This window comes from Paenibacillus sp. SER-28, assembly GCF_052906305.1.
Window position 1 is genome coordinate 1,093,642 of the sequence record NZ_JBRECM010000001.1, and the last position, 15,288, is coordinate 1,108,929.

At 45.5% G+C, this 15,288-nt stretch carries 14 protein-coding genes; all 14 read left to right on the forward strand.

Annotated features, from left to right (window positions below; all coding sequences use genetic code 11):
* The first annotated feature begins 102 nt into the window (after positions 1-102).
* The gene (locus ACUYLD_RS05245; RefSeq protein ID WP_446674538.1) at positions 103-2,781 is read left to right on the forward strand and encodes a DNA translocase FtsK 4TM domain-containing protein; all 2,679 of its coding nucleotides are present in this window, start codon (positions 103-105) and stop codon (positions 2,779-2,781) included.
* 225 nt (positions 2,782-3,006) lie between these two features.
* Positions 3,007-3,858 (forward strand): spore cortex-lytic enzyme, encoded by an 852-nt coding sequence (sleB, locus tag ACUYLD_RS05250; protein ID WP_061829426.1) that lies wholly within the window; start codon positions 3,007-3,009, stop codon positions 3,856-3,858.
* Positions 3,859-4,023: 165 nt separating this feature from the next.
* Positions 4,024-5,304 carry an EF-P 5-aminopentanol modification-associated protein YfmF gene (yfmF, locus tag ACUYLD_RS05255; RefSeq protein WP_165175606.1) on the forward strand — a complete coding sequence of 427 codons (1,281 nt, stop codon included), beginning with the start codon at positions 4,024-4,026 and terminating at the stop codon, positions 5,302-5,304.
* Between the two features lie 2 nt (positions 5,305-5,306).
* Positions 5,307-6,587 (forward strand): EF-P 5-aminopentanol modification-associated protein YfmH, encoded by a 1,281-nt coding sequence (gene yfmH, locus ACUYLD_RS05260; protein ID WP_250261589.1) that lies wholly within the window; start codon positions 5,307-5,309, stop codon positions 6,585-6,587.
* 20 nt (positions 6,588-6,607) lie between these two features.
* Positions 6,608-7,375 (forward strand): elongation factor P 5-aminopentanone reductase, encoded by a 768-nt coding sequence (gene ymfI / locus ACUYLD_RS05265; RefSeq protein WP_061829423.1) that lies wholly within the window; start codon positions 6,608-6,610, stop codon positions 7,373-7,375.
* Positions 7,376-7,475: 100 nt separating this feature from the next.
* Positions 7,476-7,730 (forward strand): DUF3243 domain-containing protein, encoded by a 255-nt coding sequence (locus ACUYLD_RS05270; RefSeq protein WP_013309950.1) that lies wholly within the window; start codon positions 7,476-7,478, stop codon positions 7,728-7,730.
* Positions 7,731-7,957: 227 nt separating this feature from the next.
* On the forward strand, positions 7,958-8,731 hold the full coding sequence (locus ACUYLD_RS05275; protein ID WP_013370747.1) for a DUF3388 domain-containing protein: 774 nt from the start codon (positions 7,958-7,960) through the stop codon (positions 8,729-8,731).
* Positions 8,732-8,761: 30 nt separating this feature from the next.
* A complete protein-coding gene (locus ACUYLD_RS05280; protein WP_250261588.1) occupies positions 8,762-9,826 on the forward strand; it encodes a helix-turn-helix domain-containing protein in 1,065 nt (354 codons plus the stop codon).
* 84 nt (positions 9,827-9,910) lie between these two features.
* The gene (locus ACUYLD_RS05285) at positions 9,911-10,075 is read left to right on the forward strand and encodes a hypothetical protein (protein WP_023988236.1); all 165 of its coding nucleotides are present in this window, start codon (positions 9,911-9,913) and stop codon (positions 10,073-10,075) included.
* A 144-nt stretch (positions 10,076-10,219) separates the two neighbouring features.
* On the forward strand, positions 10,220-10,711 hold the full coding sequence (locus ACUYLD_RS05290) for a YajQ family cyclic di-GMP-binding protein (RefSeq protein ID WP_013309953.1): 492 nt from the start codon (positions 10,220-10,222) through the stop codon (positions 10,709-10,711).
* 210 nt (positions 10,712-10,921) lie between these two features.
* Complete coding sequence (pgsA, locus tag ACUYLD_RS05295; RefSeq protein ID WP_013309954.1) at positions 10,922-11,509, forward strand: CDP-diacylglycerol--glycerol-3-phosphate 3-phosphatidyltransferase; 588 nt, start codon at positions 10,922-10,924, stop codon at positions 11,507-11,509.
* Between the two features lie 95 nt (positions 11,510-11,604).
* Positions 11,605-12,873: a competence/damage-inducible protein A gene (locus ACUYLD_RS05300; RefSeq protein WP_446674539.1), complete on the forward strand. Its 1,269-nt coding sequence runs from the start codon at positions 11,605-11,607 to the stop codon at positions 12,871-12,873.
* Between the two features lie 242 nt (positions 12,874-13,115).
* Entirely contained in the window at positions 13,116-14,177 is a 1,062-nt protein-coding gene (recA, locus tag ACUYLD_RS05305) for a recombinase RecA (protein ID WP_023988239.1), read from the forward strand.
* A 195-nt stretch (positions 14,178-14,372) separates the two neighbouring features.
* Positions 14,373-15,122, forward strand: a complete 750-nt coding sequence (locus ACUYLD_RS05310; protein WP_446674540.1) for a regulatory protein RecX — start codon at positions 14,373-14,375, stop codon at positions 15,120-15,122.
* Positions 15,123-15,288 lie beyond the last annotated feature (166 nt).

Here is a 15,288-nt window from a genome sequence, read left to right on the forward strand (position 1 = left end):
AGGTGTCGAGTAGTATAGAAATAGGTCATTTACTGTTGAAAAAGAACATATGTGCGGATACCGGGTGACGTGGTATAATATTCTTCTGGGGGGTGACCTTGTATGTCCAGAAGAAGAAAAAGAAAAAAGAAAGCCGCATTTGGCGGAGTTCTAAAATTTGAAATTTACGGCATTGTGCTGATTACATTAGCGGTCATTGCGTTGTCGGGTGAAGCGGCGGTTGGTCGGTCGTTATCCAAGATGTTTGGGCTCGTACTGGGGAAATTCTATTTTGTTATCCCTCTCATTGGCATTTATTATGGTCTGATGGTGATGATTCACCGCAAGTGGCCGAACCAGTGGAACTCCCGTAAAACGGGTTTGCTCCTGTTAGTATTTGCCTTTACACTTATGAGTTCTATTTCATCTATGGAGCAGCGTTTGGGGCCGATCAACGCGCTTCAGCCGGGCGGAGTGATGACCCAGATACATATAGATATGCGTGAGCAGTTGCTGTCGCCTGACCAGCAGGGTCATACCTCAATGCTGAACAAGGATATCAGCGGGGGTTACGTAGGCGCATTGCAGCTTACTGTTCTGTTATGGCTGTTTGGTCTCACGGGAGCTAAACTGATCATGATTGTTATGTTCGTCATTTGTTTCATGCTGATGACCCAACTGTCCTATGTGGATTTGGTACGGATTGTAAAAACCAAGCTGCTGACAGCCGGGGGAAGCGTGCGCAAAAAATGGACTGGTAAAGCTACTCCGCTTTCAGCATCTAGCAAAGGTAGTGGAAATAGAAAAATCAAGTCTGAGCCCATTCCTGCCTATGAGGAAGACATGGATGATGACTTTGACGAAATGCAGCCTCCTGCACGCAAACAGCCGATTTTCTTTCAGTTGTTTGGTCTCAAAAATTCAGATAAAGCGGACAAGGATGAGCATTCCGTCGATACGGATGAGGATGATCATGATCTTCCATATGAAGCTGAGGACGCGCAGGCCCAGTGGAGAAACGGCAACCAGAGTGAAGAGATGTCTGACGTAGTCGAACATGTTGAGCAGGAAGCTGCAACTCCGGTAAAAAGGTCGCCGATTATTAGGGATTTCTTCGAACAAGTAAAGCATGAGGAAAGAAGACCGGAAGCTGAATTTGGAGAGTCCCTGACAGGAGCAGAGCAGACAACTTCCATTATTGACGAATCCCTGGATGATGACTTTGTGGATGCCAATGCAAATACGGATATGGATGATTCGACAGCGATCCAGGGGACATTAGAAGGTGCTCAGGGACAAGCTCAGACGATTGCAACTGGGGTGGCAGGCGAAGAGGCTGAAGGTAACCATACAGCTATTCCGGCTCCGCCGCCGCCTAAACCGTACAAGCTCCCATCATTTCGTTTACTTGCTAAACCACAAAACGCAGGCAAAGGTATGGGACAAAAGGATTACATGCAAACGGCACGCAAGCTGGAGGCAACGCTGGAAAGCTTCGGTGTCCGGGCGAAGGTGCTGGAGGTTGTCCGTGGCCCTGCCGTAACGCGTTATGAAATTCAGCCGGACATTGGAGTAAAGGTCAGCCGCATTGTGAGTCTGACGGATGACATTGCGCTTGCGCTTGCTGCCAAAGATATCCGTATGGAGGCTCCGATTCCTGGGAAATCTGCTATCGGAATTGAGGTTCCGAATAATGAAGTTTCCATTGTAACGATGCGTGAGGTAATGGAGACAACCGTTTTCCAGGAGTCAGCTTCCAATTTATCTATTGCATTCGGACGTGATATCGCAGGACAGACGATTGTCGGTAATTTGGCCAAGATGCCCCATCTGCTTGTAGCTGGGGCAACAGGTTCGGGTAAATCAGTGTGTATCAATGGGATCATTACGAGTATTTTGTACAAAGCAAAGCCGGATGAGGTCAAATTTTTGATGGTCGATCCTAAAATGGTGGAGTTGAACGTGTACAACGGAATCCCGCATTTGTTGGCTCCGGTCGTGACTGATCCAAAGCGAGCCTCACTTGCATTAAAGAAAATTGTAGTTGAAATGGAAAAAAGATATGAGTTATTTTCCAAATCAGGAACCCGTAATATTGAGGGCTATAATAACCTGATGAAAGATAACCCGGATGCATTTCTCCCTTACATCGTCGTTATTGTGGACGAGTTGGCAGATTTAATGATGGTAGCTGCGGGAGATGTGGAGGATGCGATTGCACGACTTGCCCAAATGGCGCGTGCAGCAGGCATCCACCTTATCATTGCAACGCAAAGACCTTCGGTTGACGTAATTACCGGGGTGATTAAAGCCAATATTCCTTCACGTATTGCCTTCGGCGTTTCCTCGCAGGTAGACTCCCGTACCATATTAGACATGGGTGGAGCCGAGAAGCTACTCGGACGTGGTGATATGCTGTTCATGCCAATGGGTGCTTCCAAACCAGTCCGCGTTCAGGGAGCATTCATGAGCGATCAAGAAGTCGAAAATATTGTTAGCTACGTACGTGAACAGGGTGAAGCGCAGTATGATGAAACGCTAGTGCCGGAGGTGGAAGATGTATCGGCTGATGCAGATGAAATGCTGGATGAGCTGTACGATCAGGCTGTCAACATCATTTTAGAGGCTAAACAAGCTTCCGTTTCGCTCCTTCAGCGCCGTATGCGGATCGGTTATACACGTGCTGCTCGACTGATTGACTCCATGGAAGCTCGCGGAGTCATCGGCCCTTACGAGGGCAGCAAGCCCCGTGAGGTCCTTATCTCAATGGAGCAATATCAGCAAAATAAAGTAAGTTCCTAAGCATAATCTCTATCCAGCACTACATTAAAACGCTGTTTGTTCGCATGGTGGTTGTTCTAATATGACAACTCCAAGTGCACAAACAGCGTTTTTTTGTGATGTTTTTTGAGGTGTGGCGACTACCTGCTGAAAGAAGATTAAAAGGGTGAATAGCTTTAAGCGGAGCTTGTCATAATAAACGTAGCCATCCTGTTAATCCCACAAAAGAAAGGTAGAGCGCAGCATATGAAAAAGACAATGGTCTGGATTTGCACGGGTATCCTCGCAGCCTCGGCTATTACGTACACAGGACTTTTTAAAAGTGACTCTGCACAGCAGCAGGCAGAGCCGCTGAGCACACAGCAGAAAGTACAAGCGGCGCAACCTTCCCAGCCGACATTCAGCTCGGGAGCGGTTGATTTTGGATCTTACGGTCAGGATGTATATGAGTTGCAATCACGTTTGAAGTTGCTGGGCTTTTTTGGCGGGAAAGTGGACAGCCATTTTGGCAGCAGTACACTAAAAGCTGTTAAGGGTTTTCAAAAGGAATTTGGCATCCGTCCCGATGGAGTGGTCGGAGCAAAGACGAAATTAAAGCTGGTGAATGCTACTCCTAACTGGAAGCCAACGGAAACTCCTATGCATCGTAACAATCAAGGTTCCGCTCAGGGACAGACAGCAGACAATAACGATAAAGCGGATCAAAATGATGAAACGATGGGATCGGCCAACACCATGGGACTATCTGAAAACGATCTTAAAATTATGGCCAACGCGGTCTACGGTGAATCCCGCGGCGAGCCGTTTGAAGGACAAGTTGCCGTCGCGGCTGTTATTTTGAACAGGGTCAAGTCACCTAGCTTTCCCAACTCACCATCTGGAGTGATTTTTCAACCAGGAGCTTTCACAGCAGTAGCAGACGGTCAAATCTGGCTCACACCGAATGAGAATGCACAAAAGGCGGTACGCCAAGCCCTGAACGGCTGGGATCCAAGCGGAGGATGTCTCTATTATTTTAACCCAAAAACAGCCACCTCTAAATGGATTTGGTCCCGTCCGCAGGTGAAAACCATCGGGGAACATATTTTTTGCATGTAAAACGCCGAAGCAGCCGGGAGCTTGTCTCCGGTTGCTTCTTGGCTTTTGCATGGTTAGAATAAAGATTGGTACACTTTACCTCTTTACAGGAGGAAGATTCACAGCAGCTAATGCTTTGCTAATCAAAGGCTAGACGCAAATTGACGTCACAAAGGAGTTTTGGACTTGAACAAAACAGGTTTCGAGCGTGGCACACGCAGACAACTGAGGATTCATGTACTGCCGACCAAGCGCTTTAAGACGTTTGCTATATCATTGTATGTAGGCACTCCGCTACGGGAGGACACCGTAACTCGAGTGGGGCTGGTACCTTTCGTTCTGCGACGGGGTACAGAATCGTATCCGCAGACTACACAATTCAGAGAACAGTTAGAGCAATTGTATGGCGCGGGTTTCGGTTTCGATGTGTATAAACGTGGAGATTATCAGATCGTGCAATTTCGCATGGATACGATTAATGACAGCTTTGTAAATAGTCCAGATAGTTTACTGGATCGTTCGTTTTCTTTTCTCGGAGAAGTGCTAACGAAGCCTGCATTGGAAAATGGTGCATTTCAAACGGGATACGTCCAGCAGGAACGAGAAAATGTGCGTAAGAAGCTGGAATCTATAGTTAACGATAAAATACGTTATGCTGGTGAGCGCTGTATGGAGGAAATGTGCAAGGATGAGCCTTATCGTCTGCACCCTCTTGGTCAACGATCTGATCTGGACAGTATAGATGCACAGAGCTTGTATAAGGCTTATGGAGAATGGCTGAATCATGCCAGCATGGATTTATACGTTGTGGGAGATACGACGCTAGAAGAAGTTGAGAAGTTTGTTGATCGCTATTTTCAATTGAATCGTTCAGCGGAAACAGGGTATGTTCCTGAACAGCCCAAGTCGGTAGAGCGTGATGTTCAAACCGTTGTAGAGCGTCTTGATGTGAACCAGGGCAAGCTCAACATGGGGTTGCGCACCCCTATTACGTATGGAGACGATCGCTATGCTTCCGCTCTGATGTACAATGGCATTTTGGGCGGGTATCCGCATTCAAAGTTGTTCGTTAATGTGAGGGAGAAGGAAAGTTTGGCGTATTACGCTTCATCACGGTATGACGGGCATAAAGGTATTGGTACGATTCAATCTGGTATTGAAATTCCTAATTATGAAAAAGCGGTTACTATTATCCGCAAGCAACTGGAAGATACGCAAAACGGAGCGATTACTGAGCTGGAAATGACCCAAACGCAGGCGATGATTCGCAACTTGCTAAAGGAGATGCAGGATTCCGCTTTTGAAATGATCGCCTATGATTTTAACAGACAGCTTTCCGGTAAAGAACGGACAGTAGATGAGCTGCTGAGTCAGGTGGAGGCAGTCAAGGTGCAGGATGTTCAGGATGCCGCCCGGACGTTCCGACTGGACACTATTTATTTCTTGAGAGACCAGAAGGGGGAATAGCGGTGGAGCATATACCTTATGAGCATTTGCAGGAAACGCTGTACTATGAAGTAATGGATAACGGTTTACACGTTTATGTGTTGCCCAAACCGGGTTTTCAGAAGACATACGCCACATTTGCAACTAAATACGGCTCAGTTGATAATCATTTCCGCGTCGAAGGTCAACAGCCCGTAAAGGTGCCGGATGGCATAGCCCATTTTTTGGAGCATAAAATGTTTGAAGAGCCTGAAGGCGATATTTTTGCTACCTTCTCCTCTAATGGGGCATCGGCGAACGCATTTACGAGCTTTGATCAAACAGTATATCTGTTTTCGGCAACCGAGCGTATTCAAGAAAATTTGACCACGCTGGTCAATTTTGTGCAGCATCCTTACTTTACAGATGAAAATGTAGAAAAGGAAAAAGGCATTATTGGCCAGGAAATTAATATGTATGAAGATAACCCCGATTGGCGGAGTTACTTTGGTCTGATCGAGGCGTTGTACAAGGTCCATCCGGTGCATATAGATATCGCAGGTACTGTTCAATCCATCAGTACGATTACAAAAGAAACGCTGTACAGTTGCTATGAAGCTTTCTACCACCCAAGCAATATGATTCTTTTTGTAGTGGGCGGAGTGGATCCAGCTGAAGTAATAGAGCTGGTACGTAACAATCAGGCCAAAAAGGACTATAAGCCGCAGGGAGAGATTGAGCGGATTTTCGACGATGAACCCACTACAGTTGCAGAACCACGTCGTGAGGTGAAGCTGGCCGTTTCTCTGCCAAAGCTATTGTTTGGATTCAAGGAGGCTGAAGTAGGCCTAACGGGTGAAGAATTACTTCGTCATGATCTGGAAACCAAGCTGATGCTTGATCTCCTGTTTGGTTCCAGTACACAACTATATCAAAAGCTCTACGATGAGGATCTGATTTCGGACAGTTTTGGTCATGAGTACAATAGTACGCAGCAATATGCATTCTCTGCAATCGGCGGGGATACCAAAGACCCGGATCGGCTGTTGACGAGAATACGTGAAGAGGTGGAGTCCATTCAGAAGCAGGGCTTTGCGGCAGAACATTTTGAACGGGCACGCAAAAAGAAAATCGGTGGTTATCTGCGTACACTCAATTCACCAGAAAATATTGCACATGAATTTACAAGACATCGCTTCCGGGGCAGCGATTTTTTCCAACTGCTCCCTATTTATGAAAGTATCACGCTTGAGGATGTAAATCGCCGTCTAAAAGACCATATCCAGTGGGATCAACTCGCAATATCACTAGTGGTGAGTCCGTAATGTCCAGGGAGAGGGAAACAATGACCACCGAGGGCGGAGAATTAAAAGCAATTGGCGATACAACCGTGCTGATTACAGGAGCCAGTGGCGGAATTGGTGCGGCTATTGCTGAGCGTTTTGCAGCTGTAGGGATGAATGTTGTCATTCACTACATGAAGTCCCATGAAAAAGCAAATGAAGTTGCCCGTCGTTGCATGGCTTATTCAGGCAAGGTAATGACCGTGTCAGCGGATCTGCGGAGCAAGGAGCAGATCGAACGCATGCGGGAAAAGCTGGATAATCACGGGATGAAGCCGGATATTCTTGTGAACAACGCCGGATTATCTCATTATGGGCTGTTGACAGATGTTTCGGAAGAGGAATGGGACGAAGTGATGGCCGTCAATGTTAAGGGAACCTTTCTGTGCACGCAGGTTTTTATGCCACATATGATTTCCCAACGCTATGGCCGCATTGTGAATGTTTCCTCCGTGTGGGGGATATGTGGCGCATCGTGCGAGGTGTTGTATTCCACCACCAAGGGAGGCATTAACGCTTTCACTAAAGCGCTGGCTCAAGAGGTAGCACCTTCCGGGGTGACAGTGAATGCTGTAGCTCCAGGTGCAGTGGATACGTCGATGCTGGATCATTTGGATAAAGGCGAAATTACCAGTTTGGAAGAAGAAATTCCTGCCGGACGTTTGGCTCGACCTGATGAAATATCGTCCCTGGTTTATTTTCTTGCGCTTCCTGAGTCAGGTTATATTAATGGCCAGGTCATAAGTCCTAATGGAGGATGGGTGACTTAAGGGATAGCGCTTGGAGGAATCCACCAGTATAGTAAGCGTCCGAGAAGAGCATATTATAACTGTTGATTTTAAATCTGAATCATCTAAGGAGGATTTAAGTATGTCAACAGTTGTTCAGAATTTTGATGTTTGGAAAAAGTTCCTTGGTCAGCGTGTAGAGCAAGCGGAGAAGCTGGGAATCAGCCAAGATACCATTTCAGAGCTTGCTTATGAAATCGGTGATTTTCTGGATGAGAAGGTCGATCCAGCCAACCACTCCAACCGCGCACTGAAAGAACTGTGGGGAGTTGCCGATGAGGACGAGCGTCACACCATCGCCCGGCTAATGGTTAAATTGGCTAAGAGCAACGCATAAGTAGGAACCAACATGAAAAGCTCCCTTATGGGGGCTTTTCTGTAATGGTTACAGAGCTGTTCTTGTAATTCCATTGTAATTTATATATCATAAACGTGATTGAGGCTTACAACACAATGTAGCCTATCGAATTTCAATAATTGGTTTTGTCGAAAGATGTTATTTTATGATACAATAATGCTTTGATTTGGAGTTGTTGACGGTTTGAATGTGAATGAGGTGCTAACGTGACGGAAGAAACGAAACAGTGGTACATGGAGTACAAGATACATAAAAATCGACCCGGACTGCTGGGAGACATTGCTTCCATGCTTGGTATTCTGGGGGTTAATATACTGACAATCAACGGTGTTGAAGGCGAAAGACGGGGGATGTTGCTTGAAACGGACGATGACGAGAAAATACGCATTCTCGGAGACACGTTAAAAAAAGCGAGCAACATTACAGTCACGGCCTTACGTGCTCCGAGACTGGTTGATATATTGGCAGTAAGACACGGCCGTTACATCGATCGGGATTCAGATGATCGTAAAACATTTCGCTTTACACGCGATGAGCTTGGGTTGCTGGTCGATTTTTTGGGTGAAGTATTAAAGAGGGACGGCAATCAGGTGATCGGTCTTCGCGGGATGCCGCGTGTGGGCAAAACGGAATCCATTATTGCCAGTAGTGTATGCGCAATGAAGCGTTGGACTTTTGTGTCTTCAACGTTACTACGACAGACGGTGCGCAGTCAGCTCTCTGAAGAAGAAATGAACCCAAACAATGTGTTTATTATTGATGGTATTGTGAGTACAATTCGGTCAAATGAAAGACATTATCACCTGCTTCAGGAAATCATGAGCATGCCAAGTACTAAAGTGATTGAGCATCCTGATGTATTTGTACGTGAATCAGGATACAGCTTTGACGATTTCAATATCATTATTGAACTTCGCAATAATCCGGCTGAGGAAATTATTTATGATACCTTTACAGCCAGTTATACAGAAGATCTTTAAATAAGCGTAATTATACAAGGAGATGATGACATGTCAGAACTGGGTCAGCAATTAAAGGAGGCCCGGCTGCAAAAAGGATTGAGCCTTGACGATGTTCAGGAAATGACGAAGATACGCAAACGTTATCTGGAAGCCATTGAGACGGGCGATTACAAAGTGCTGCCGGGAAGCTTTTATGTCAGAGCTTTTATTAAAACATACGCTGAAACGGTCGGGTTGAACCCTGATGAGATTCTGGAAGGGCATCAAAGCAATGTGCCTGAACCTGAGCCGGAAGCAGTCATGGAGCCTGTTACACAGAAACGCTCCAGCCGTCCCGCCACGATTGGTAATCTTAAATGGTTGCCTACAGCGTTAATGTGGCTTTTTCTAGTTCTCATTGTTGGGGTTATTTATGCTTATTGGGTGAGCAACAACCATTCAACTCCAAAAACAGCAGAAAACACAACGCCGATTACAACACCAAGTACAACGCCAAGCACGTCTACTCCTGATACCACTACGACACAGCCGAACAATGGTCAAACGACGGCTCCAAATGGTGCTGGTGGGAAGACTCCTGATGCGGGGCAAACCGGACAAACTCAGCCAGATGGTACGGGGAATACGGATGCTACTACTCCAGATACTGGACAGCAGCCGGATACGACTACACCACAACAAGGTGTAACTGTGGCACAGGACGGCAAGCAAGGCAAGACGACGATTTTCAAAGTTTCCAGTGCAACGGGAGCCACAGCCAAGGTTGATATTAAAGCTACGGGTGAAAGCTGGCTTGAAGTGTACAAGGGACAAAATTCCCGTGGAGAAAAGCTGAGCTACGGTATGACTAAAAGTGGAGATGCCATGTCTTTCGATATTGGTCCGGAAGGTTTATATATCAAATCAGGACGGTCTTCTGCCACAGATATTTCCGTAGCAGGTCAACCGATAACAGATAATAAGTCGACTACACGTGTACTGATCCAGCAAGGAGAAGCTTCTTCGACCGGAACGAGTGCAGGAGTGACGGGTTCACCTGCAGATTCTACGACAGGTAGCAGTACGGATTCAGCACAAAGTGGTACAGATTCTACAACTACTGATGGTGAATAAACGCCTTGGTGTGAGGAAATACTAATGACTGTAATTCCTGGAAAGGCAGTCATTTCATTTTCCGCAAAGTGAGGTGTATACGTTATGACCGTCAGCTGGATTGTGACTGGGCTCGGTATCATTGTCAGTTTACTGGGCTATTATCTGACACCGAATGCATGGGGCTATGGCATACTGGGCTTTGGTCTTGCTCACATTGTGCTTGGACTTTTGGATATGTTCCGAACTCCAACACGAAGCCATAATTAGATATTTTGACCGTAATTGAAATAAAGGCGTTTTTGTCAGGAAAACTGGCAAGAACGCCTTTTTAGTCAACGGATTATTGGATTTTTGTAAATGACTAGCCTATAATTAGATATTGAACTTTGTTGTGGAAAGGAAAGTGAAACGATGGCTTCAGAAAATTCATTTGATATCGTCTCCAAAATGGATATGCAGGAGTTAACAAATGCGGTTCATCAGACGGAGCGTGAAATTGAAACTCGATTTGATTTCAAGGATAGCAAAAGTAGCCTCAAGCTTGAGAAAGAAGCTCTTACGATTGCATCGGAAGACGAGTACAAGCTGAATGCGGTGATTGATATTTTGCAATCTAAAATGGCCAAACGAGGTCTGTCCCTTAAAAATGTGGAGTATGGCAAATTGGAACCCGCTTCTCTAGGTTCAGTGCGTCAGCGTCTTTCGCTTAAGCAGGGAATTGATCAGGATAATGCCAAGAAAATTAATATTCTTATTCGGGACTCCAAGCTAAAAGTCAAAAGTCAGATTCAAGGTGATCAAATCCGAGTGACCGGAAAAAACAGGGATGATTTACAGGCGATTATTCAATTGCTACGTAAAGCTGATTTGCCATTGGAGCTTCAATTTACAAACATGAAATAAAGCCGTTTTCCCTCATATATTTTGTAGGAAAAAACGTTGCTTGATGTGCGGCAGGTTATTTTGACATGCGTTTTGCGCCATATTATACTTGTAACGAAAATGCAGACAATTCAGGTGTATAGCGCTCGTCGAAAGCGATTTACATAGGATTGAATTTAATCCGAAAACTGCCATTTGTAATCAAGTACGATAATCAGGGGAGAGTGTGTTGTGAATTTACCCAACAGAATTACAATAACGCGGATTTGCCTTATCCCGGTGATGATGCTGGCTTTGCTGGTGGACTTTGATTTTTATCCGCCGCCGATTGAGATCGGAGCTTTCAAGCTGCCGTATAATCAGCTGATTGCGGCTATCATTTTCCTTGTAGCAGCCAGCACGGATGGTCTTGACGGATATTTGGCACGTAAAAATAATATGGTCACCAATTTGGGCAAGCTGTTGGACCCCCTTGCTGATAAGCTTTTGGTAACCGCTATTTTGGTTTCCTTGGTAGAAATGGGGAAAATTGATTCATGGATTGTCGTTGTGATTGTTAGCCGTGAGTTTGCGGTTACGGGGCTGCGTCAGATTGCCTTACTGGATGGGTCTGTGGTTGCTGCAAGCAATTGGGGCAAATTAAAGACGATCATCCAGATCGTTGCTATTGTAGCGCTGCTCATTAATAATTTCCCGTTTGTTTTTCTTGGTATACCGTTTGATTTAATAGCGATATGGGCAGCAGTGTTGATCACCATTTATTCGGGTATTGATTATTTCGTGAAAAATATCCATTTGCTGAGCTCCTCCAAAGTTTAACAGGATAAATTTTATGGAAACAGCAATAGGGACTAAACTTATTGCTGTTTCTTTATATAATTCCCATAATATTCGCAGTACAGGAGGAAGAATTGATGAAAGCTGAAATAATTGCAGTAGGAACAGAGTTATTGCTCGGACAAATAGTGAATACAAATGCTCAATATTTGTCACAAGAGCTGGCTACAATTGGAATCGATGTATATTTTCAGACTGTGGTTGGCGATAACATAAATCGGCTTCAGGAAGCGATAAGAATTGCTCAGAAGCGTGCGGATATTATTTTGTTTTCCGGCGGTCTGGGGCCGACTCAGGATGATTTGACGAAAGAGGCGATAGCGGCTGTATTGGGGCGGAAATTGCACATAGATCGTCTTGCAATGGACAAGCTAGATCAATTTTTCCGTAACCGTGGGGTAGAAATGACCGAGAATAACCGCCGGCAGGCGCTTTCTATTGAAGGTGCTACTCCGCTTGAAAATGAGACAGGGCTAGCTGTGGGCGACGCGATTGCACAGGACGGTAAATTTTATGTAGTTTTGCCTGGACCGCCTAAGGAACTCAAACCCATGTTTGCAAACCATGCGAAACCTTGGTTGCTTCAGCAGGCATTGAGCGGTGAGGAAATGCCAATTTATTCGAAAATGCTAAAATTTGCAGGGATCGGTGAGTCAGCTCTTGAAACCCATTTGTTAGATCTGATCCAATCCCAGACAGATCCTACGATTGCTCCTTATGCCAAGGAAGGGGAAGTCACGATCCGTATATCCACCAAGGCGGCCAGGGAAAGTGAAGCATTAATTAAGCTGACAGCTACGGAAGTAGAAATTCAGCAGCGTCTTCCGGAGTATATGTATGCAAGCGAGGATGTTGCGCTGGAGAAGGTTATCGTAGATCTAATGGCCAAACGCGAACTCACTGTGAGTGCGGCAGAAAGCTGTACAGGTGGAATGCTGATGGAACAAATTACTTCTATACCTGGCAGTGCTGCTATGTTTCAAGGTGGCATCGTGTGCTATTCCAATGAAATGAAGATGAAGTTACTCAACGTGCCTTATGATTATTTGGAAGGGGACCATGCGCCAGGCGCAGTGAGTAAGGAAGTAGCCCTTGTGCTTGCAGAGCAGGCGAGAATGATCATGGATAGCGATTTTGGACTTTCAGTTACTGGTGTAGCTGGGCCTGGGTATTCCGAACGGAAGCCAGTCGGTCTAGTGTATATTGGCATTGCTGAACGCGACAAGGAAACGGAAGTACATGAACTGAGACTGAGTGGCAACCGTGAAACAATCCGACTGCGATCAGTTAAAGCAATCCTGTACAGATTGTGGCGCAGGCTGGTAGAGAACGAGAAACTCTCTTAAACATCTATGTACAGTGTGACTCGTAGAGTTGTTTTAGATAGATATTCATGGTATAATCATCTTATCGGAAGAACCGTTGCAAAGCCTTTTGCCAGCGGTTCTTTTTTTGTTTTAAGAGACAGGTGTAATTATAGAAGAGAGTTGTACGAATAAAAAAAACGAATGTATGTTCGAAAAAATGCTTGGCAAGCGTGTCAAAACAAGGTATTATTAAAGTACAAACAATGAAGGATGTGAGTTTATTGTCAGATCGTCGTGCTGCGCTGGATATGGCGCTCCGTCAAATAGAAAAGCAATTTGGTAAAGGTTCCATTATGAAGTTGGGTGAGTCTACCCATATGCAAGTGGAAACGATCCCCAGTGGTTCGATTGCTTTGGATATTGCGTTAGGAACGGGCGGCTTTCCAAGAGGCCGGGTTATTGAAATATACGGACCGGAATCATCCGGTAAAACGACAGTAGCTCTTCACGCTATCGCAGAGGTGCAAAAAACAGGCGGACAAGCCGCCTTTATCGACGCCGAGCATGCGCTTGATCCGTCGTATGCAAGCAAGCTGGGTGTCAATATTGATGAGTTGTTACTATCGCAACCAGATACAGGAGAGCAGGCGCTTGAGATTGCCGAAGCCCTTGTACGTAGTGGAGCAGTAGACATTGTAGTTGTTGACTCCGTAGCGGCACTTGTGCCCAAGGCAGAGATTGAAGGCGAAATGGGAGATTCCCACGTTGGTCTTCAAGCACGTTTGATGTCTCAGGCATTGCGTAAGCTTTCTGGAGCTATTAATAAGTCGAAAACCATTGCTATTTTTATTAACCAGCTACGTGAAAAAGTAGGTGTTATGTTCGGTAACCCTGAAACAACACCAGGTGGACGTGCCTTGAAGTTTTACTCTACGGTACGTTTGGATGTTCGTCGTATTGAAAGTTTGAAAATGGGTAACGACATTGTGGGTAACCGCACACGTATTAAAGTCGTGAAGAACAAAGTTGCCCCTCCTTTCCGTCAGGCTGAGGTGGATATTATGTACGGTGAGGGTATTTCCAAAGAAGGTAGCTTGATCGATATCGGTACGGAGCATGACATTGTCGACAAGAGCGGAGCCTGGTATTCCTACGAAGGTGAGCGCCTTGGTCAGGGACGTGAGAATGCTAAACAATTTTTGAAGGAAAATCCGAATATTGCTAGTACGATCGAACAAAAAATTCGGGTGGCCAGCAATTTGATTACGACGGTTGCTCCGCCTACAGAAGAAGAGTTGGCACAGCAAGCGAAGGAAGAACAGGAATTGTTGGAGCTTGAATAAAGCTTGGTGAATCCTGGTTTGTGAACTGGGGCCAGGGTTATGGCACCGTCCGTTTGAATAGCATGATTCTGATGCCCTGCACAGTTGTGCAGGGCATTTTTGCATCAACTAAAATCTGCTTTGTCAGCGGAATCTAACTTTGCGTAGCAGGTGTTCAAAGGCTGCTTTCGTGAATTTCAAAGTGAGGGAAATATATTGCAGTTGGACGATGAAGATGAATACACTTCGGAAGCAAATAAGCAACAAGGGATTTCTCTTTTTCCGGATCATGAGGAATTGATGATTACTAGGGTAGAGCAGGGACAGGGACGCAAACGTGGAAGGTATATCATTCATTTTGGTCCGTATTCGCTGTCTGTATTAGAAGATGTAATGATCAAGTACAATATGTTCAAAGGAACGTCATTTGATAAAAAAGAACTGAAAGATATCGTTCTGGCAGATGAAAAGCAACAGGCTTATGTACTTGCGCTTCGCTATTTGGGGCGAAAGCCTCGCACACGTCAGGAAATTGCCCAACGTTTGTTACAAAAAGAACTGGATCAGTCTGTTATTGACGAAGTAATGGTTCGACTGCAAAGGGAACAACTCGTAGATGATGATTTATACGCCCGCCAATGGGCAAGGCAGCGCATAACTAGCCAACGTAAGGGTAAGATGTGGGTTAGGCAAGAACTTCGTCAGAAGGGCATCTCTAAAGCCTCTATTGGCGAAGCGTTAGGTGAGATCACCGATAATGAGGAGTGGGAGAGCGCTTTGACGGTCGGACGTAAGAAATGGAATCAGATACGTGGTGATATAATGGAGAAAAAAAGGAAAACCTACCCTTTTCTCATGAGACGCGGATATTCGGGGGATATGACACGCCGAGTGGTCAATCATCTCACTGCGGCCGAGCATGACGTTGCTTCAGATGACGAGGAATTGTTGCAGTGGGAGGAATAGTTGCCAAACGGCTGCTGAACCTTTGGCTAGTATGAACGGATAGGATGAGCTAGTTATTACAGGGAAAGCTGCATGGTAGTCTACTAATGTTTGCATTCCCTTGACAATGCCATTTGTCAAATAATAAAATATATATGAAACGATACTTGTGGAACGCCCTTTTTCC